Below are 18,758 nucleotides of genomic sequence, written 5' to 3'. Positions count from 1 at the left end.
TCGGTGCGCTACAGCGCGGCGGGCGTGACTTGCACTTCCTGCAGCGCCCACATCTGGGCGTAGCGCCCCTGGGCCGCCAGGAGCGCGTCGTGCGTGCCGCGCTCCACGATCACGCCGCTCTCCATCACGAGGATCTCGTGCGCGTCGATCACGGTCGAGAGCCGGTGGGCGATCACCAGTGTGGTCTTGTTGCGTGCCGCGCTCTTCAATTCGGACTGGATGGCGCGCTCGTTGGCCGAGTCGAGCGCCGACGTGGCCTCGTCGAAGATGACGATCGGCGGGTCCTTCAGCAGCGTGCGCGCGATCGCCACCCGCTGCTTCTCGCCGCCGGAGAGCTTCAGCCCACGCTCGCCCACCGTGGTGGCGTAGCCCTTGGGCGTGGCGGCAATGAAGTCGTGGATGCGTGCCGCCTTCGCCGCGCCTTCCACTTCCTCGCGCGTGGCATTCGGCCGGCCGTAGGCGATGTTGTATTCGACGGTGTCGTTGAACAGCACCGTGTCTTGCGGCACGATGCCGATGGCCTGGCGCACGCTGGATTGGGTCACGGTGCGGATGTCTTCGCCGCCGATGGTGATGTGGCCGTCCTGCACGTCGTAGAAGCGGTACATGAGGCGCGCCAGCGTCGACTTGCCCGAGCCCGACGGGCCGACCACCGCCACCGTCTTGCCGGCGGGGATCTCGAAGCTCACGTGCTTGAGGATGGGCCGTGCGGCCTCGTAGGCGAAGCTCACGTCCTCGAAACGCACGGCGCCCTCGGCGTGGGCCAGCGGCCTCGCGCCGGGCGCATCGCGCACCTCGCGCTCCTTCTCCATCAGCACGAACATCTTGTCGAGGTCGGTCAGGCTCTGCTTGATCTCGCGGTAGATCACGCCCAGGAAATTCAGCGGGATGTAGAGCTGGATCATGAAGGCGTTGACCATCACCAGGTCGCCCAGCGTCATGCGCCCTTCGACCACGCCGCTGGTGGCGCGCCACAGCATCAGCACCAGGCTCACCGCGATCAGCAGCTGCTGGCCGGTATTGAGCATCGACAGCGTGCGCTGGCTCTTGATGGCGGCCTTGCGGTAGCGGTCGAGGCTGGCGTCGTAGCGGCCGGCCTCGAACTCCTCGTTGTTGAAGTACTTGACCGTCTCGTAGTTCAGGAGCGAATCGACCGCGCGGCTCTGTGCCACCGAATCGAGCTCGTTCATGGTCTTGCGGAACTGGGTGCGCCACTCGGTCACGGTCACGGTGAAGGTGATGTAGAGCACCAGCGCGACGCCGGTGATCCAGACGAAGAGCGCATCGAACTTCACGCCCAGGATGGTCAGCACCAGCACCAGCTCGACGATGGTCGGCACGATGCTGTAGAGCGACATCGAGATCAGCGAATGCACGCCGCGGGTGCCGCGCTCGATGTCGCGCGTCATGCCGCCGGTCTGGCGTTCCAGGTGGAAACGCAGGCTCAGCGCATGCAGGTGGCGGAACACCTCCAGCGAGATGCGGCGCGCCGCGCCCTCGGTGGCCTTGGCGAACACCAGTTCCCGCAGTTCGTTGAAGAGCGAGGTCGAGAAGCGCAGCAGTCCGTACGCCAGCAACAGGCCGATGGGGACGATGAGCAGCGCCTGCGCCATGTCCGGTTTCGGCGTCATGGTGTCGACCAGGTTCTTCAGCAGCACCGGCACACCCACGTTGGCGACCTTCGCGCCGATCATGAAGCTCAGCGCGGCCAGCACCCGCCACTTGTAGTCCCACAGGTAGGGAAAGAGCCGGCGCAGGGTGGCCCAGTCGGACCGATCGCTGCGCGCGGGGGCGCCGCCGGGCGCGTGGTGGGGAGAGGAAAGGGCTTCGCCGCTGCGGCGCATGGGAGACAATCGTGGCTGTTGTTGCCTTCGATTGTGCCCATGTCCGATTCTCCGAGTGCCAACGCGGCCGCCGTCCTCAAGAGCCTGCCCACCGACATGGAGCTGGTGCTCAAGGTCATCCCGATGCCCGCCGACTGCAACGCCAACGGCGACATCTTCGGCGGCTGGGTCATGGCCCAGTGCGACCTGGCCGGCTCGGTGATCCCGGCGCGCTACACCCGGGGCCGCATGGCGACCGTGGCGGTGAACGAATTCATCTTCAAGCAGCCGGTGCGCATCGGCGACATCCTGTCCTTCTATTCGAAGCTGGTGCGCCTGGGGCGCACCTCGGTCACGGTGACGGTCGAAGTCTTTGCCGAACGCTTCCAGGCGCAGGGCGAGTACATCAAGGTGACCCAGGCCACCTTCACCTACGTCGCCATCGACGACAACGGCCGGCCGCGGGCCATTGCGACGCAAGCCTGACGGCTGCGCTCGCAGGCACTTACAGCTGCGAGAAGTCCGGCTTGCGCTTCTCCATGAAGGCGCTGAACGCCTCCTTCGCCGCCGGCGAACGCATCGCCTGACCGAAACTCACGCTCTCGGCGTCGATGCGCTCGAGCACCGCCGGCTGCTGCGCCATCTTCATCAGACGCTTGGTCTCGATCAGCGCCGACATCGGCTTGGCCGCCAGCTTGCGCGCCTGGCCTTGCGCAATGCCATTGCATTCGGTCGGCGGGACGACCCGGTTGACCAGGCCGACCTCGAGCGCCGCCTCGGCCATGAAGGGTTCGCCCAGCATCAACGCCTCTGCCGCGCGGTGGTAGCCGAACATCCGCGGCGCCAGCAGGCTCGACGCGGCTTCGGGCACCAGGCCGAGGTTGACGAAGGGCATCGAGAAGGCGGCGTTGTCGCCCGCGTAGACCAGGTCGCAGTGGAACAGCAGCGTGGTGCCGATGCCGACGGCCGGGCCGCAGACCGCGGCGATCACCGGCTTGGGAAAGGCCGCGATGGTGCGCAGGAAGCGGATCGCCGGCGACTCCTTCATCGGCGTGTCGGCCGGTGCGCCCGCCGCCGCCATGAAGTCGGCGATGTCGTTGCCCGCGCTGAAGATGGTCGGGTCGCCCTGGATCAGCACGGCGCGCACGGCGGCGTCTTCCGATGCCTGGTCGAGCGCCGCCGAGAGCGCGTCGTACATCGCGCCGGTGATCGAGTTCTTGCGGGCGACGCGGTTGAAGGTGAGGGTCATCACACCGGCTTCGGTGTGGACGAGGATGTCGCTCATGGTCATTCCTTGAAATAGACGATCTGGTTGGACGTGGCGAGCAGCGCACCGGCCTGGCTCCAGAGCTGGGCGCTCTGGTCGAAGAAGCCGTTCTGGAACTGCTGCCCCACGGCACGCCCGAGAAGATAGCCGCATCCGACCTCGGCCAGGTGCGATGCGTCGGCATGGAAGTAGGTGGTGATCGACACCGTGCCGGCGGGCACCGGCTTGGCGCGCCGCAACCAGACGCGCGGATAGAACATGTCGCTCATTGAGGCCAGCGCCGGGAAGTCCAGCGGGCGCGGATCGGCGTCGCGCAACCAGAGCATCGTCTCGCTGTGCTCGCCGCCGCCGTCCCATTGCGTGGGAATGCTGCCGCGCACCGGCCGCATGTCGTACTGGCCGATCCACGCGACGCCCTTGGGCCCGATGGTCATGCGCTCGGTCTGCTCGGGGCCGGGCACCAGCGGCATCGGCAGGTCGTTGGTGCTCCAGGTTTCGCGGCGGGCGGCTGTCACCACGGTGGCCGTGGTCGTCACCTGCGGCGCACCGCTGGCACCGGCCTGCGTGATCTGCACCGTCCAGTGCTGGGTCGACCGGTTGGTGCGCACGGCGGTGGCCTGCACGTCGAAGGCGCCGGCCTCGATGGCCGCGGCGTAGTTCACCGTGAGCGCGATCGGCGCGCCGAGCAGGTCAGGATGCCGCAGCACCGACTGCAGCACCACGGCCGCCGTCGTGCCGCCGAAGGGACCGACCATGTTCCAGTAGTCCGGGCTCGTCGTGCCGGTGAAGTGGCCCACGCGGATGTCGCTGTGGTGCAGCGCGAGCGCCTTGTCGAAGATGTGTTGCGTCGTCATTTCCTCGTCTCCTCGAAATGCGGGCGCAGCGACCGATCAGACCCGCTCGAAGATCCCGGCTGCGCCCTGCCCCATGCCCACGCACATCGTGACCATGCCGTACTTCAGATTCTTGCGCCGCAAGGCATGCACGACTGTCGCGGAGCGGATAGCGCCGGTCGCCCCCAGCGGGTGGCCCAGCGCAATGGCCCCACCCATCGGGTTCACCTTGCTCGGATCGAGCCCCAACGTGTTGATGACGGCCAAGGACTGCGCAGCGAACGCCTCGTTCAATTCGAACCAGTCGATGTCCTCGTGCTTCAGGCCGGCGTAGCGCAGCGCGGCGGGAATCGCCTCGATCGGGCCGATGCCCATGATGTGCGGCGGCACGCCCTTGCTCGCGAAGCTCACGAAGCGCGCCAGCGGCGTCAGGTCGTACTGCCGGCAGGCCTTCTCGCTCGCCAGGATCAGCGCGCCCGCGCCGTCGGAGGTCTGCGAGCTGTTGCCCGCGGTGACGGTGCCGCGTGCGGCGAACACGGTGCGCAGCTTGGCCAGGCCTTCGAGGCTGGTGTCGGGGCGCGCGCCTTCGTCGAGGCTCACGGTGCGCGTCTTCGCGATCGATTCACCCGTGTCGAGGTCCGGCGTGCGGTCGGTCACCTCGACGGACGTGATCTCGTCGGCGAATTCGCCGGCCTTCTGCGCGGCCAGCGCCTTCTGGTGCGAGGCCAGCGCGAAGGCGTCCTGCGCATCGCGGCTCACCTTCCACTGCTGCGCGACCTTCTCGGCCGTGAGGCCCATGCCGTAGGCGATGCCGACGTCGCCTTCGCGCTCGAAGATCGAGGGCGACAGCGACGGCGAGTTGCCCATCATCGGCACCATGCTCATGCTCTCGACGCCGGCGGCGATCATCACGTCGGCCTCGCCGACGCGGATGCGGTCGGCGGCCATCTGCACCGCCGACAGGCCCGAGGCGCAGAAGCGGTTGACCGTGATGCCGCCGATGCTGTTGGGCAGCCCCGCCAGCACCGCGCCGATGCGCGCGATGTTCAGGCCCTGGCTGCCTTCGGGAATGGCGCAGCCGCAGATGATGTCCTCGATGGCCTTCGGGTCGAGACGGGGCACGGCCGCCAGCGCCGCGCGCAGCGTGGCCGCCAGCAGGTCGTCCGGGCGGGAATTGCGAAAGTAGCCGCGGTGCGACTTGCCGATGGGCGTGCGCGTGGCGGAGACGATGTAGGCGTCTTGAACTTGCTTGCTCATGATGTGTTCTTCCTTCAGTTCCGGACCGGCTTGCCGGTGGAGAGCATCCCCATGATTCGCTCCTGCGTCTTCGGATGCACGATGAGCGAGCAGAAGGCCTTGCGCTCCAGCGCCATCAGGTACTCCTCGGTCACGAGCGAGCCCGCGTCGATGTCGCCGCCGGTCACCACCTCGGCGATCAGGCTGGCGATGTGGAAGTCGTGCGCGCTGATGAAGCCGCCATCGCGCATGTTGACCAGCTGGCCCTTGATGGTCGCGGCGCCGCTCCGGCCCGCGACGCGGAAGCTGCGGCGCAGCGGGGCGCGGTAGCCGGCGTCGGCCATCGCCTTGGCCTGCTGCAGCGCGACGTAGAGCAGCTCGTCCTTGTTCGGCACGATCACGTCGCCTTCCAGCAGGTAGCCCAGCTTCTTCGAGTCGAGCGCGCCGGTGCCGACCTTGGCCATCGCCGCGGCGGTGAAGCCCTCGGTGAGGAAGGGCAGCAGGTCGGTGCCAGTCGAGGCCGCGGCATTCTCGGCCGCACGGCGCGCGATGTAGGTCAGGCCACCGGCGCCCGGCACCAGGCCCACGCCAACCTCGACCAGGCCGATGTAGCTTTCCATCGCGGCGACACGCTTGGCCGAATACACGGCCAGCTCGCAGCCCCCGCCGAGCGCCAGCCCGCGGATGGCCGAGACCACCGGCACGCTGGCGTAGCGCATCCTGAGCATCAGCTTCTGGAGCTCTTCCTCCGCGCCTTCGACCGCACCGATGCCGGCGACCACGAAGGCCGGCAGCATCGCCTGCAGGTCGGCGCCGACGGAGAACTTGTCGTCCGGCGACCAGATCACCAGACCCTGGTACTCGGCCTCGGCAAGCTCGACGGCAGCCGCCAGCGACTCGGCCACGTCGGGGCTGATCGCGTTCATCTTCGAGTGGATGCTGGCAATCAGCACCTCGCCGTCGAGCGTCCAGACGCGCACGTCGCCTTCGTCGCTGATCGTGGTGCCCGCTTGCGTCGGATCGGGCGCGTTCGCACCCAGCACGCTTTCGGGAAAGAGCTGGCGCGCATGCACCGGGAGCTTTCTTTGCGGGACGAACTTGCCGAGCGAGGCACTCCAGGACCCGCCCGGTGTGTGCACGCCGCCCAGTTCGGCCACCGGCCCTTCGAACACCCATGCCGGCAGCGGCGCGCTGCTGAGCGCCTTGCCCGCATCGATGTCTTCCTGCACCCACTTGGCGACCTGCGCCCAGCCGGCCTCTTGCCACAGTTCGAACGGGCCCTGCTGCATGCCGAAGCCCCAGCGCATGGCGAAATCGATGTCGCGCGCGCTCTCGGCGATGGTCGCCAGGTGCACCGCCGCGTAGTGAAAGCCGTCGCGCAGGATGGCCCAGAGGAACTGGCCTTGCGGGCCCTCGCTCTCGCGCAGCAGCTTCAGCCGCTCGGCCGCCGGGCGCTTGAGCATGCGGCCGTACACCTCGTCGGCCTTCTCGCCGCCGGCCACGTAGTCGCCGCTCTTGAGGTCGAAGCGCAGGATGTCGCGGCCGACCTTCTTATAGAAGCCTGCCTTGGTCTTCTGCCCGAGGTGGCCGAGCTCCAGCAGTTTGGCGAGCACCGGCGGCGTCGCGAAATTGCCGTAGAACGGATCGGTCTCTGCGTTCAGGTTGTCCTGCAGGGTCTTCACGACGTGCGCCATCGTGTCGAGGCCCACCACGTCGGCCGTGCGGAAGGTGCCCGAGCTCGCACGGCCCAATTTCTTGCCCGTGAGGTCGTCGACGATGTCCGACGTCAGGCCGAACTTCTCGACCTCCTTCAGCGTCGCCAGCATGCCGGCGATGCCGACGCGGTTGGCGATGAAGTTGGGCGTGTCGTGCGCACGCACCACGCCCTTGCCGAGCGTACTGGTGACGAAGGCCTCGAGCTGGTCGAGCACCTGCGGCTGCGTGGTCGGCGTGTCGATCAGCTCGACCAGGAACATGTAGCGTGGCGGGTTGAAGAAGTGGATGCCGCAGAAGCGCGGCTTGAGCTCCTCGGGCAGTGCTTCGCTGAGCTTCGTGATCGACAGGCCGGAAGTGTTCGACGCCAGGATGGCGTTCTTCGACACGTGCGGCGCGATCTTCTTGTAGAGGTCGAGCTTCCAGTCCATGCGCTCGGCGATGGCCTCGATCACCAGGTCGCAGTCGCCGAGCTTGGCGAGATCGTCCTCGTAGTTCGCGACCTCGATCAGCGCGGCGTCGGCCACGTCGCCCAGCGGCGCGGGCTTCTGCTTCTTGAGGTTGTCGATGGCGCGCAGGACGATGCCGTTCTTCGGACCCTCCTTCGCTGCCAGGTCGAACAGCACGACGGGCACGCGCACGTTGACCAGGTGCGCAGCGATCTGCGCGCCCATCACGCCGGCGCCGAGCACGGCGACTTTCTTCACATTGAATCGGGACATGGGTTGTTCTCGAAATGGGTTACTGGACACGATTCCAGATCTGGGTGCGCCAGAAGGGGCCCAGGTAGCCACGCACCTGCAGCTTCTGGCCGCCGTCGATGGGCGTGAAACTGGCGCGGTATTCCTTGCCGTTCTCGGGGTCGAGGATCTTTCCGCCTTCCCAGACGTCCTTGCCTTCGGCCTTGGCACCGCCGCGGACGATCTCCAGGCCCGTGATCGGCTTGCCCTTGCGGTCGTCGGTGCATTCGTCGCAGGTGGCGTCCGGCTTGGTGTCCTTCTTGAGCGAACGCTCGAGGCGGCCGGCCAGCGCGCCGCCCGATTCCGTGATGCGGATCTCGCCCTTGGCCTCGCCGGTCTTGTCGTCGATGGTGCGCCAGAGGCCCACCGGGCTCATCTGCGCCAGCGCCGAGGTGGCGCCAACGATCAGGACGATGCTTGCGACAAAGGCTTTCATGGTGTCTCCGTTCTTGTAGGTATCGCGTCGACGCGCGTCAGGCCAGCGCCGCGTCGGTGTCCATGAGCGCCTTGCTGCCGGCGCGCGCGGTGCGCATCAGCGTCGCGGTCTCGGGGAACAGCTTGGCGAAGTAGAAGCGCGCGGTCTGCAGCTTGGCGACGTAGAAGGGGTCCGTGTTGCCAGCGGCGATCTCGCGCAGCGCCACCTGCGCCATGCGGGCGAACAGGTAGCCGAACACCAGGTGGCCCGCCACGCGCAGGTAGTCGACCGCGGCCGCGCCCACTTCGTCGGGGTTCTGCGAACCCTTGAAGCCGATCTCCATCGTGAACTTGGTGAGTTGCTCGCCCAGCACCGCGATGGGCGTGATGAACTCGCTCATCTTCTCGTTCACGCCTTCCTCGGCGACCAGCGCGCCGACCAGCTTGCCGAACTTCTTGAGCGTGGCGCCGTTGTTGCCCAGCACCTTGCGGCCCAGCAGGTCGAGCGACTGGATGGTGTTGGTGCCTTCGTAGATCATGTTGATGCGGTTGTCCCGCACGAACTGCTCCATGCCCCATTCCTTGATGAAGCCGTGGCCGCCGAAGACCTGCATGCAGGCGTTGGTCGCAATGTGGCCGTTGTCGGTGATGAAGGCCTTCACGATGGGCGTGAGCAGCGCGACGAGTTCGCCGCTGTCCTTGCGCACCTTCTCGTCGGGGTGGTGGTGCTCCTTGTCGAGCAGCAGCGTGCAGAAGATCTGCAGCGCCCGGCCGCCTTCGGCATAGGCCTTGGCCGTGAGCAGCATCTTGCGCACGTCGGGGTGCACGATGATCGGGTCGGCTTCCTTGTCCTTGGCCTTCACGCCCGACAGCGAACGCATCTGCACGCGGTCCTTGGCGTAGGCCAGCGCATTCTGGTACGCCACCTCGGTCAGGCCCAGCGACTGGTTGCCCACGCCCAGGCGCGCGGCATTCATCATCACGAACATCGCGGCCAGGCCCTTGTTGGGCTCGCCCACCAGGCTGCCCACCGCGCCGTCCATGACGATCTGCGCCGTGGCGTTGCCGTGGATGCCCATCTTGTGCTCCAGGCCGCCGCAGTAGATCGGGTTGCGCTCGCCCAGCGATCCGTCGGCCTTCACGATGTACTTGGGCACCGCGAACAGGCTGATGCCCTTGCTGCCCTTCGGTGCGTCCGGCAGGCGGGCCAGCACCAGGTGGACGATGTTGGCGGCCATGTCGTGCTCGCCGGCCGAGATGAAGATCTTGTTGCCGGTGAGCCGGTAGCTGCCGTCCGCCTGCGGTTCGGCCCTGGTGCGCAGCAGGCCGAGGTCGGTGCCGCAATGCGCTTCGGTCAGGCACATGGTGCCGGTCCACTCGCCTGTCACGAGCTTGGGCAGGTAGGTTTTCTTCTGCTCTTCCGTGCCGTGCGCCACCAGCGCCTCGTAGGCCCCATGCGAGAGGCCGGGGTACATCGTCCACGCCTGGTTGGCGCTGTTGAGCATCTCGTAGAGGCACTGGTTCAGCACGAAGGGCAGGCCCTGGCCGCCGAACTCCGGCTTGCACGACAGTGCGGCCCATCCGCCCTCGACGAACTTCGCGTAGGCATCCTTGAAGCCGGTCGGCGTCTTGACCTCGTGCGTTGCCTTGTCGAGCACACAGCCTTCTTCATCGCCGCCGATGTTCAGCGGGAAGGTGACCTCGGACGCGAACTTGCCGGCCTCCTCGATCACGGCATTGACGGTGTCGACGTCGGTCTCGGCGTGGGCTGGCATGGCCTTGAATTCGTCGGTGACGCGAAGGACTTCGTGCAGGACGAACTGCATGTCGCGCAGCGGCGGGGTGTAGAGCGGCATCGGTGACTCCGGGAAAGGAAAGAAGAAGGAAGAGAGAAAGAGGCGCCGGTCAGCGGACCGGCTTGAGGCGACGCGGCGCCGGAGCGGCCGCGGGCGGCGTCGCGCCATGGCGCGCCAGGATGTTCTCGAAGCCGTGGTGCGCACGCTCCATCGAGCCCGGCAGCCGCAGAAAGCGGGCCTCGTAATGCAGCGCCAGGATGAGCGCGTGGATCTCGAAGGCGATCTGCTTCTCGTCGGCGTCCGCGCGCAGGTGGCCTTCCTTCATGGACATGACCACGGCGCGCGTCATCGCTGCGAGCCAGATGTTCACGGACTCGGCCAGCGCGTCGCGCACCGGGCCGGCGCGGTCGTCGAACTCGACGGCGCCGCTGATGTAGATGCAACCCGAGTCGATTTCGGTGGAGGTTCGCTTCATCCAGTTGGCGAACATGGCGCGCAGGCGCGGCAGGCCGCGAGGCGCCGTCAGCGCCGGATAGAACACCTCCTGCTCGAAGCGCTGGTGGTATTCGCGCACCACCGACAGCTGCAGTTCCTCGCGCGAGCCGAAATGCGCGAAAACGCCCGACTTGCTCATCTGCGTGACCTCGGCGATGGCGCCGATCGACAGGCCCTCGAGGCCGATCTGCGCGGCAAGGCTGAGGGCGGCATCGATGATCACGGCCTTGGTCTGCTGGCCCTTCTGGGGCGCGCGCGCAGGCTTGGTCGAAACAGCTGAAGTCATGGAGGGGCCTCGTTAAAAACGAACGGTCGTGCTATTTTGCAGGAATTCGAGGTGCGGTGGCAAGCGAAAAGTCCCGTGCGCGACGAAGGAATAGCGGGACGGGCGACGAACGTACGCGCCAGACAAAAGGGGCACGGCGCCTTGGCACCGTGCCCCTTGCGGGATGTTCGTGCGTGGAGGGTCAGCGCTTGAACGCGACCACGTCCTGGCGCTGTTCGCCGAGGCCTTCGATGCCCAGGGTCATCACGTCGCCCTTCTTCAGGAACATCGGGGGCTTCATGCCCAGGCCGACGCCGGGTGGCGTGCCGGTGGTGATCACATCGCCGGGCATCAGCGTCATGAACTGGCTGACGTAGCTCACCAGCTTGGCCACCGAGAAGATCATGGTCTTCGTATTGCCGGTCTGCACCCGCTTGCCGTTGAGATCCAGCCACATCGCAAGCTTCTGCGGTTGTGGCACCTCGTCGCGCGTCACCAGCCAGGGGCCGAGCGGGCCGAAGGTGTCGCAACCCTTGCCCTTGTCCCAGGTGCCGCCGCGCTCGATCTGGTATTCGCGCTCGCTCACGTCGTTGATGACGCAGTAGCCCGCCACATAGTCCAGCGCCTCTTTCTGCGACACGTAGCGCGCGCGCGTGCCGATGACCACGCCGAGCTCGACTTCCCAGTCGGACTTGACCGAGTTCTTGGGCAGCATGACGGGGTCATTCGGGCCTTGAATGCAACTGGTCGCCTTCATGAACACCACCGGTTCCTTCGGCACCGGCAGGCCCGACTCGGCCGCATGGTCCGCGTAGTTCAGGCCGATGGCGATGAACTTGCCGACGTTGGCGACCGGGCTGCCGAAACGCGGCTTGCCGCGCACCAGCGGCAGCTTGTCGGTCTTGATCTTGCGCAGCTTGGCCAGTGCGGCATCGCCGAGTTGATCGGGGCCCAGGTCCTTGACCACCGCGCTCAGGTCGCGCAGCTGGCCGTTGTCGTCGATGAGGCCGGGCTTTTCCTTGCCGGGGTTGCCGTAGCGCACAAGTTTCATGGGTAGCTTCCTTTCGATTGAACGGGGGATTCTCGCGGGTCGGGCGTCAGTAGGTCGCCCGGCCGCCGGAGAGGTCGAACACCGCGCCGGTCGAGAAGGCGCAGTCTTCGGTGCAGAGCCAGGCGACCATCGCCGCGATCTCCTCGGGTGTGCCGAAGCGCCCCATCGGGATCTTCGACAGCATGAAGGCGATGTGCTCGGGCGTCATCTGGTCGAAGATCGCGGTCTTCACCGCGGCCGGCGTCACGCAGTTCACGCGCACGGGGCCGGTGGCGAGCTCCTTGCCAAGCGACTTGGTCAGCGCGATGACCGCCGCCTTGCTGGCGCTGTAGGCGCTGGCATTGGGGTTGCCTTCCTTGCCGGCCACCGACGCGATGTTGACGATGCGCGCCCACGGCCGCGTCGCCAGGTGCGGCGTCCATTCGCGGCAGCAGTGGAAAACGCCGTTGACGTTGACGGCCATGACCTGCTGCCACGCGTCGACCGGGTAGTCGGCCAGCTTGGTGTTCGGCCCGGTGATGCCGGCGCAATTGACCAATGCATCGATACCCACGTCGGCGCCGCGCTGCGACAGCGTGGCCTGCACTGCCTGCGCCACGGCCGCGGCATCGCTCACGTCGACACCGACCGCCGTCGCGGCCGCGCCAAGGCGGCCCGCCGCCGCTTCGGCCGCGGCGAGGTCGCGGTCCCACAGCGTGACGCTGCCGCCCGACGCCAGCAGGCGCTGGGCGATGGCGTAGCCGAGCCCGGTCGCGCCGCCGGTGATCACCGCATGTCGGCCGTTGAAGTCGAGCTGGTTCATATCGTGATCCCGCCATCGACCGAGAAGGCCTGGCCGGTGGCGAAGATCGATTCGTCGCTGGCCAGGAAGACGACGACCGGCGCGATCTCGTGCGCCTGTGCGAGCCGGCCCATGGGCTGGCGCGCGATGAAGGCCTTGCGCGCCTCGACGGGGTCCGGGTTGGCGTTGATGCGCTCGCCGAGCGACGGTGTGTCGACCGTGCCCGGACACACGGCGTTGCAGCGCACACCCTGCGTCACGTAGTCGGCCGCCACGCTCTTGGTCAGCCCCAGCACGGCCGCCTTGGTGGTGCCGTAGACATTGCGGTTGGGCAGGCCCTTGATGCTCGAGCACACGCTCGCCATGTTGATGATGCTGCCGCCGCCCGATGCCAGCATGCGCGGCAGCACGGCCTGGATGGCCCAGAACTGCGCCCGCACGTTCAGGCGGAAGGCGAAGTCGAGGTCGTCGTCGGTCGCGCTCAGGATCGGCCCGTTGTGCACGACGCCGGCGCAGTTGAACAGCACGTTCACGGCCGGCATGCGGGCAACCAGGTCGTGGATCGCCTGCTTGTCGAGCACGTCGAGCACCGCGGTCTGGATGTTGGGTGTGCCGGCATAGGTGTCGAGCAGCGCGGCATTGACGTCGGTGGCCCACACCTGCGCGCCTTCGGCGGCCATGGCCAGCGCTGTGGCGCGGCCGATGCCCTGCCCGGCCGCGGTGATGAGGGCTGTCTTTCCTTGAAGTCTCATGGGGTGTCCTGTGGGTCGGCCGGTGTCGCCGTGCGTTGAGGGTTTCGCCGGATGGTGGCTGCGCAACGTGGCCCGTATTCTGAATTGGCCTGACCACTTGTCCAATTCAGGACAACCCTTAAGTCCCCTCTTCCCCCGTGCCCGTGCAATCCATCGAACCGCAACGCCTGTACCGGCAGATCGCCGAGCAGTTGCGCGCGCTCATCGCGCAGGGTGAGTTCGACACCGGTGCGCGCCTGCCGGCCGAGCGCGACCTCGCGCGCCAGTTCGGCGTGAGCCGGCCCTCGGTGCGCGAGGCGCTGATCGCGCTCGAGGTCGAAGGCTGGGTCGAGGTGCGCACCGGTTCGGGCGTGTACGTGCAGGACCGCTCGCACCGCAAGGCTGCGCCGGTCGCGGCCCACGAATGGGGACCGCTCGAACTCATCCGCGCGCGGCGCGTCGTCGAAGGCGAAACCGCCGCGCTAGCCGCCACGCTGGGCCGCCGCAAGCACGTCGACGCGATGACACAGGCCATCGCACAGATGCGCGAGCTGGCGGACCAGAACATCATGCCGCTGGAGGGCGACCGCGCCTTTCACCTGGCCATCGTCGAGGCCTGCGACAACGCGGTGCTGGCCGAGACCGTGCAGGGCTTCTGGGATTCCCGCAAGGGCCCGATCTTCTCCCGCCTCGGCGGCCACTTCGAGACCGTGCCCTCGTGGCGCGCGGCCATCGTCGAGCACGAAGCCGTGCGCGACGCGATCGCCGCGCGCGACGCCACGGCCGCCCGCGCCGCGATGCACGACCACATGGACAAGGCCCACCAACGATTCAGCGCGAGCTGGCGCCGCGCAAGAAGGACCGCCTGACACGCCAGCACCTTTTCTTTTTTCCTTCAGCCACAACGGAGACAAACCGATGAACCACAAGACCACGAGCAAAAGACTTGCCCTGAAGACCTTGGCGATCAGCGCCATCGCCGCAGCCACCTTGGGCGCAACGGGGATCGCGAACGCACAGACCAAGCTCAAGTGGGCCCACGTCTACGAGACCTCGGAGCCCTTCCACAAGTACTCGGTGTGGGCCGCCGAAGAGATCAAGAAGCGCAGCAACGGCAAGTACGACATCCAGGTGTTCCCGGCGTCGAGCCTGGGCAAGGAAGCCGACATCAACCAAGGCATGACGCTGGGCACCGTCGACATCGTGCTGACGGGCGCGAGCTTTGCCGGTCGCAGCTACACGCCGCTGTCGATCTCCTACTTCCCCTTCATCTTCCGCGACGCCGAGCACCAGCTGAAATACGCCAAGAGCGACGTCTTCAAGGAACTCGCCAAGGGCTACGACGACAAGACCGGCAACCACATCACCGCGCTCAACTACTACGGCGCGCGCCACGTGACATCGAGCGCCGCCAAGCCCGTGAGCAAGCCCGAGGACATGAAGGGCCTGAAGATCCGCGTGCCCGACGCGCCGGCCTACCTGGCCTTCCCGAAGGCGCTGGGCGCCAACGCCACGCCGATCGCCTTCGCCGAGGTCTACCTGGCACTGCAGAACGGCACCGTCGACGCGCAGGAGAACCCGCTGCCGACCATCGAGGCCAAGAAGTTCTTCGAGGTGCAGAAGAACATCTCGCTGACCGGCCACATCGTCGACTCGCTGCTGACCGTGGTGTCGGGCCAGCTCTGGGGCAAGCTCAGCGCCGACGAGAAGAAGATGTTCACGGCCGTGATGGAAGAGGCTGCCGACAAGACGGGACGCGAAATCATCGCGTCGGAAGCGCGGCTGGTCGAAGAGTTCAAGAAGCGCGGCAACAACATCATCACGGTGGACAAGGCCGCCTTCCGCGAGGCGGTGCTCAAGAACACCAAGCCGACGGACCACGGCTACCGCCAGGCGGACTACGACCGCATCATCGCCATCAAGTAGCGCGGCCTGCCGCCTGCGACGCAGCGCGTGTCGCCTGCGCCCTTTACCGCGGACAACACCAGCGGCCCGGCCGAACCGAGCCGGTTCCGCGGTGTTTCCGGCCAGTTGCCTTCGAGCCGTGCGCTCGAGCTTCGGCCGACTCACTCACGAGACATCCCGATGCAAGAACAGAAAATCATTGATGACGAGGGGCACTTCCACGCCGAAGACGAAGCTGTCGACCTGTCCGACACCATCGCCGAAGGCTGGATCTCGCTGGGCCTCTTCTGGGCCCTGGGCCTGACGGTCTTCTACCAGTTCGTCACGCGCTACGTGCTGAACGACTCTGCCGCCTGGACCGAGGAAATCGCGCGCTACATGCTAGTGAGCGTGGTGTTCGTCGGCGCTGCCGTGGGCGTGGCCAAGAACAGCCAGATCCAGGTCGACTTCTTCTACCGCCACATGCCGGCCGCGATGGGCCGATGGGTGTCGCGGGCGGTCGACGTGCTGCGCACCGCCTTCTTCGCCGCCGCGGTGGTGATGACCTGGCAGATGATGGAAAAGATCGGCAACCAGACGCGCATGACCATCGTCGATGCGCCGATGAACATCGTCTACGGCATCTGCCTGTTCGGCTTCGTGGCGATGACCTTTCGCTCGGCCCAGGTCGCGCTCAAACACTGGCGCCGCGGCTACAGCGTGCTCGAGCGCCCCGAATCCACCCTGAACGACCGGTGACCGCCCCCTGAACGAGCCCACGACATGCTGAAAATATTCTTCCTGATCTTCATGGCCGGCGGCATTCCCGTCGCCGTGGCCATGGCCGGCGCGTCGCTGGTCTACATCCTCATGAGCGGCTCGCTGCCGCCCTTCGTGGTGATCCACCGGATGGTGAGCGGCATCGACAGCTTCCCGCTGCTGGCCGTGCCCTTCTTCATCCTGGCCGGCAACCTGATGAACAACGCCGGCATCACCACGCGCATCTACAACTTCGCGCTCGCACTGGTGGGCTGGCTCAAGGGCGGCCTCGGGCACGTCAACGTGCTGGGCTCGGTGATCTTCGCGGGCATGAGCGGCACCGCCATCGCCGATGCCGCGGGCCTGGGCACCATCGAGATCAAGGCCATGAAGGAGCACGGCTACTCGACCGAATTCGCCGTGGGCGTGACGGCCGCGTCGGCCACGCTGGGGCCGATCATTCCCCCGAGCCTGCCCTTCGTGATCTACGGAATGATGGCCAACGTGTCGGTGGGCGCGCTGTTCCTCGCGGGCATCCTGCCGGGCGCGATGCTGGCGATCCTGATGATGATCACGGTCGCCTACTTCGCGCACAAGAACAAGTGGGGCGCCGACGTCAAGTTCTCGAGCACGCGCCTGTTCAAGGCGCTGACCGAGCTGGCGGTCGTCATCGGCTGGCCGCTGTTGATCTGGGTGCTGGTCGACAAGCTGGGCACGCCGCCGCAGCTGACGGTGTTCGCGGGGCTCGCCTCGCTCTTCGTGCTGGACAAGATCTTCAAGTTCGAGGCGCTGCTGCCCATCATGACGCCGGTGCTGCTCATCGGCGGCATGACCACCGGGCTGTTCACGCCGACCGAAGGCGCCATCGCGGCCTGCGTGTGGGCGTTGATCCTCGGCTTCGCCTGGTACAAGACCCTGTCGTGGAAGATGTTCGTCAAGGTCTGCCTCGACACCATCGAGACCACGTCGACCGTGCTCTTCATCGTGGCCGCCGCGTCCATCTTCGGCTGGATGTTGACCGCCACCGGCGTGACCACCGACATCGCCGCCTGGGTGCTCGGCTTCACCAAGGAGGCCTGGGTCTTCCTGCTGCTGGCCAACCTGCTGATGCTCTTCGTCGGCTGCTTCCTGGAGCCGACGGCTGCCATCACCATCCTCGTGCCGATCCTGCTGCCCATTGCCACGCAGCTGGGCGTGGACCCGATCCACTTCGGCCTGGTGATGGTGCTGAACCTGATGATCGGCCTGCTGCATCCCCCCATGGGCATGGTGCTGTTCGTGCTGGCGCGCGTGGCGGGCCTGAGCTTCGAGCGCACCACCATCGCGATCCTGCCGTGGCTGGTGCCGCTGCTGGTGGCGCTGGCGGTGATCACCTATGTGCCGTCGTTGGTACTGTGGTTGCCGAAAATGTTCTTCTAGCCCCGACAAAGAGAACCACGATGACTCCCTTCATTCGCCTCCATCCCGCCGACGACGTGGTAATTGCGCGCGCCCAGCTGGTGGGCGGCACCACGGTCGAAGGCGTGGCCGTGCGCGGCCTGATCCCGGCCGGTCACAAGGTCGCCATGCGCGCCATCGCGCCGGGCGAGCCGGTGCGCCGCTACAACCAGATCATCGGCTTCGCCAGCCGGCCGATCGCGCCCGGTGAGCACGTCCATACGCAGAACCTCGACATGGGCCCCGACAAGGGCCACTTCGAGCGCGACTACGCTTTCGGCGCCGACGTCAAGCCCACGCCAGCCAAGCGCGAAGCCACCTTCATGGGCATCCGGCGCGCCGACGGCCGCGTGGCCACGCGCAACTACATCGGCGTGCTGACCAGCGTGAACTGCTCGGCCACCGCGGCGCGCGCCATCGCCGACCATTTCTCGCGCCGGACCAACCCGGCCGCGCTGGCCGACTACCCGAACGTCGACGGCGTGGTCGCGCTCACGCATGGCACCGGCTGCGGCATGGACACGCAGGGCATGGGCATGCAGATCCTGGAACGCACGCTGACCGGCTACGCCACGCACCCGAACTTCGCGGCGGTGCTGGTGGTCGGCCTGGGCTGCGAGGCCAACCAGATCAATGCCTGGCTCACGACCGGTCACCTGGCCGAGGGCGAGAACTTCCAGACCTTCAACATCCAGGACACGGGCGGCACGCACAAGACGGTCGAGAAAGGCGTGGCGCTCATCAACGGCATGCTGCCGCGCGCCAACGCGGTCAAGCGCGAACCCTGCAGTGCCGCGCACATCACCATCGGCCTGCAGTGCGGCGGTTCGGACGGCTATTCGGGCATCAGCGCCAACCCGGCACTGGGCGCGGCGGTCGACCTGCTGGTCGCGCACGGCGGCACGGCCATCCTGAGCGAGACACCGGAGGTCTATGGCGCCGAGCATCTGCTCACGCGTCGTGCGGTGCGGCGCGAGGTCGGCGAGAAGCTGGTCGAGCGCATCCGCTGGTGGGAGCACTACACCGAGATCAACGAAGGCGAGATGAACAACAACCCGTCGCCGGGCAACAAGGCGGGCGGTCTGACGACCATCCTCGAGAAGTCACTGGGCGCGGTGGCCAAGGGCGGCACCAGCAACCTCGAGGCGGTGTACGAGTACGCGGAACCGGTCACGGCGCATGGCTTCGTCTACATGGACACGCCGGGCTACGACCCGGTCAGCGCCACGGGCCAGGTGGCCGGCGGCGCCAACGTCATCTGCTTCACCACCGGCCGCGGCTCGGCCTACGGCTGCGCGCCGTCGCCGTCGCTCAAGCTCGCGACCAACTCGGCGCTGTGGCAGCGGCAGGAGGAGGACATGGACATCAACTGCGGCGAGATCGTCGACGGCACGGTGTCGATCCAGGAGATGGGGCAGCGCATCTTCGAGCGGGTGCTGGCCACCGCATCGGGAACGCCGTCCAAGAGCGAACAACACGGCTACGGCCAGAACGAATTCGTGCCGTGGCAAGTCGGCGCGGTCATGTGATCAT

Annotated in this window: 17 protein-coding genes; 6 read left to right on the top strand and 11 right to left on the bottom strand. The window is 67.0% G+C overall.

Annotation, left to right across the window (positions count from 1 at the left end; translation table 11 throughout):
- Positions 1-8: 8 nt before the first annotated feature.
- Positions 9-1,844, bottom strand: coding sequence for an ABCB family ABC transporter ATP-binding protein/permease (locus tag QTH86_RS21275; protein ID WP_286648143.1), 1,836 nt, complete (start codon positions 1,842-1,844; stop codon positions 9-11).
- A gap of 39 nt (positions 1,845-1,883) precedes the next feature.
- On the opposite strand from QTH86_RS21275, the gene QTH86_RS21270 reads away from it, so the two are divergent.
- Positions 1,884-2,309, top strand: a complete 426-nt coding sequence (locus QTH86_RS21270; protein ID WP_286648142.1) for an acyl-CoA thioesterase — start codon at positions 1,884-1,886, stop codon at positions 2,307-2,309.
- A 19-nt stretch (positions 2,310-2,328) separates the two neighbouring features.
- On the opposite strand, the gene QTH86_RS21265 is transcribed toward QTH86_RS21270, so the two are convergent.
- From QTH86_RS21265 to QTH86_RS21220, 10 genes are all read right to left on the bottom strand, one after another.
- On the bottom strand, positions 2,329-3,108 hold the full coding sequence (locus QTH86_RS21265) for an enoyl-CoA hydratase (protein WP_286648141.1): 780 nt from the start codon (positions 3,106-3,108) through the stop codon (positions 2,329-2,331).
- A 2-nt stretch (positions 3,109-3,110) separates the two neighbouring features.
- Positions 3,111-3,944, bottom strand: coding sequence for an acyl-CoA thioesterase (locus QTH86_RS21260; protein ID WP_286648140.1), 834 nt, complete (start codon positions 3,942-3,944; stop codon positions 3,111-3,113).
- Positions 3,945-3,980: 36 nt separating this feature from the next.
- A complete protein-coding gene (locus QTH86_RS21255; RefSeq protein ID WP_286648139.1) occupies positions 3,981-5,180 on the bottom strand; it encodes an acetyl-CoA C-acyltransferase in 1,200 nt (399 codons plus the stop codon).
- 14 nt (positions 5,181-5,194) lie between these two features.
- Positions 5,195-7,594 (bottom strand): 3-hydroxyacyl-CoA dehydrogenase/enoyl-CoA hydratase family protein, encoded by a 2,400-nt coding sequence (locus QTH86_RS21250; protein ID WP_286648138.1) that lies wholly within the window; start codon positions 7,592-7,594, stop codon positions 5,195-5,197.
- A 19-nt stretch (positions 7,595-7,613) separates the two neighbouring features.
- Positions 7,614-8,048 carry a DUF2147 domain-containing protein gene (locus tag QTH86_RS21245; RefSeq protein ID WP_286648137.1) on the bottom strand — a complete coding sequence of 145 codons (435 nt, stop codon included), beginning with the start codon at positions 8,046-8,048 and terminating at the stop codon, positions 7,614-7,616.
- 37 nt (positions 8,049-8,085) lie between these two features.
- On the bottom strand, positions 8,086-9,882 hold the full coding sequence (locus QTH86_RS21240) for an acyl-CoA dehydrogenase C-terminal domain-containing protein (RefSeq protein WP_286648136.1): 1,797 nt from the start codon (positions 9,880-9,882) through the stop codon (positions 8,086-8,088).
- 49 nt (positions 9,883-9,931) lie between these two features.
- Complete coding sequence (locus tag QTH86_RS21235) at positions 9,932-10,603, bottom strand: TetR/AcrR family transcriptional regulator (protein WP_286648135.1); 672 nt, start codon at positions 10,601-10,603, stop codon at positions 9,932-9,934.
- Positions 10,604-10,784: 181 nt separating this feature from the next.
- Positions 10,785-11,633 carry a fumarylacetoacetate hydrolase family protein gene (locus tag QTH86_RS21230; RefSeq protein WP_286648134.1) on the bottom strand — a complete coding sequence of 283 codons (849 nt, stop codon included), beginning with the start codon at positions 11,631-11,633 and terminating at the stop codon, positions 10,785-10,787.
- A gap of 46 nt (positions 11,634-11,679) precedes the next feature.
- Positions 11,680-12,435 (bottom strand): SDR family NAD(P)-dependent oxidoreductase, encoded by a 756-nt coding sequence (locus QTH86_RS21225; protein ID WP_286648133.1) that lies wholly within the window; start codon positions 12,433-12,435, stop codon positions 11,680-11,682.
- Positions 12,432-13,166 (bottom strand): SDR family oxidoreductase, encoded by a 735-nt coding sequence (locus QTH86_RS21220; RefSeq protein ID WP_286648132.1) that lies wholly within the window; start codon positions 13,164-13,166, stop codon positions 12,432-12,434. The genes QTH86_RS21225 and QTH86_RS21220 overlap by 4 nt, the downstream gene beginning before the upstream one ends.
- 137 nt (positions 13,167-13,303) lie before the next feature.
- Here QTH86_RS21220 and QTH86_RS21215 point away from each other — a divergent pair, with 137 nt between their 5' ends.
- From QTH86_RS21215 to QTH86_RS21195, 5 genes are all read left to right on the top strand, one after another.
- A complete protein-coding gene (locus QTH86_RS21215) occupies positions 13,304-14,014 on the top strand; it encodes a FadR/GntR family transcriptional regulator (protein WP_286648131.1) in 711 nt (236 codons plus the stop codon).
- Between the two features lie 49 nt (positions 14,015-14,063).
- Positions 14,064-15,071 carry a sialic acid TRAP transporter substrate-binding protein SiaP gene (locus tag QTH86_RS21210; RefSeq protein WP_286648130.1) on the top strand — a complete coding sequence of 336 codons (1,008 nt, stop codon included), beginning with the start codon at positions 14,064-14,066 and terminating at the stop codon, positions 15,069-15,071.
- A 159-nt stretch (positions 15,072-15,230) separates the two neighbouring features.
- Positions 15,231-15,788 (top strand): TRAP transporter small permease, encoded by a 558-nt coding sequence (locus QTH86_RS21205; protein WP_286648129.1) that lies wholly within the window; start codon positions 15,231-15,233, stop codon positions 15,786-15,788.
- Positions 15,789-15,812: 24 nt separating this feature from the next.
- On the top strand, positions 15,813-17,207 hold the full coding sequence (locus QTH86_RS21200; RefSeq protein ID WP_286648128.1) for a TRAP transporter large permease: 1,395 nt from the start codon (positions 15,813-15,815) through the stop codon (positions 17,205-17,207).
- A gap of 20 nt (positions 17,208-17,227) precedes the next feature.
- On the top strand, positions 17,228-18,754 hold the full coding sequence (locus tag QTH86_RS21195) for a UxaA family hydrolase (protein ID WP_286648127.1): 1,527 nt from the start codon (positions 17,228-17,230) through the stop codon (positions 18,752-18,754).
- The last annotated feature ends 4 nt before the right edge of the window (positions 18,755-18,758 follow it).

It is taken from the genome of Variovorax sp. J2L1-78 (assembly GCF_030317205.1).
GTDB classification, from domain to species: Bacteria; Pseudomonadota; Gammaproteobacteria; order Burkholderiales; family Burkholderiaceae_C; genus Variovorax; species Variovorax arabinosiphilus.
The sequence above is the reverse complement of the archived record's forward strand: the minus strand, read 5'-3'. Positions and strand labels throughout refer to the sequence as shown.

Bases quoted from the DNA above. Each gene is read 5' to 3' on its own strand.
- QTH86_RS21200 (WP_286648128.1), top strand. From the start codon at position 15,813: ATGCTGAAAATATTCTTCCTGATCTTCATGGCCGGCGGCATTCCCGTC.
- QTH86_RS21275 (WP_286648143.1), bottom strand. From the start codon at position 1,844: ATGCGCCGCAGCGGCGAAGCCCTTTCCTCTCCCCACCACGCGCCCGGC.
- QTH86_RS21240 (WP_286648136.1), bottom strand. From the start codon at position 9,882: ATGCCGCTCTACACCCCGCCGCTGCGCGACATGCAGTTCGTCCTGCAC.
- QTH86_RS21255 (WP_286648139.1), bottom strand. From the start codon at position 5,180: ATGAGCAAGCAAGTTCAAGACGCCTACATCGTCTCCGCCACGCGCACG.
- QTH86_RS21225 (WP_286648133.1), bottom strand. From the start codon at position 12,435: ATGAACCAGCTCGACTTCAACGGCCGACATGCGGTGATCACCGGCGGC.
- QTH86_RS21265 (WP_286648141.1), bottom strand. From the start codon at position 3,108: ATGAGCGACATCCTCGTCCACACCGAAGCCGGTGTGATGACCCTCACC.
- QTH86_RS21230 (WP_286648134.1), bottom strand. From the start codon at position 11,633: ATGAAACTTGTGCGCTACGGCAACCCCGGCAAGGAAAAGCCCGGCCTC.
- QTH86_RS21270 (WP_286648142.1), top strand. From the start codon at position 1,884: ATGTCCGATTCTCCGAGTGCCAACGCGGCCGCCGTCCTCAAGAGCCTG.
- QTH86_RS21195 (WP_286648127.1), top strand. From the start codon at position 17,228: ATGACTCCCTTCATTCGCCTCCATCCCGCCGACGACGTGGTAATTGCG.
- QTH86_RS21210 (WP_286648130.1), top strand. From the start codon at position 14,064: ATGAACCACAAGACCACGAGCAAAAGACTTGCCCTGAAGACCTTGGCG.
- QTH86_RS21220 (WP_286648132.1), bottom strand. From the start codon at position 13,166: ATGAGACTTCAAGGAAAGACAGCCCTCATCACCGCGGCCGGGCAGGGC.
- QTH86_RS21245 (WP_286648137.1), bottom strand. From the start codon at position 8,048: ATGAAAGCCTTTGTCGCAAGCATCGTCCTGATCGTTGGCGCCACCTCG.
- QTH86_RS21235 (WP_286648135.1), bottom strand. From the start codon at position 10,603: ATGACTTCAGCTGTTTCGACCAAGCCTGCGCGCGCGCCCCAGAAGGGC.
- QTH86_RS21205 (WP_286648129.1), top strand. From the start codon at position 15,231: ATGCAAGAACAGAAAATCATTGATGACGAGGGGCACTTCCACGCCGAA.
- QTH86_RS21250 (WP_286648138.1), bottom strand. From the start codon at position 7,594: ATGTCCCGATTCAATGTGAAGAAAGTCGCCGTGCTCGGCGCCGGCGTG.
- QTH86_RS21260 (WP_286648140.1), bottom strand. From the start codon at position 3,944: ATGACGACGCAACACATCTTCGACAAGGCGCTCGCGCTGCACCACAGC.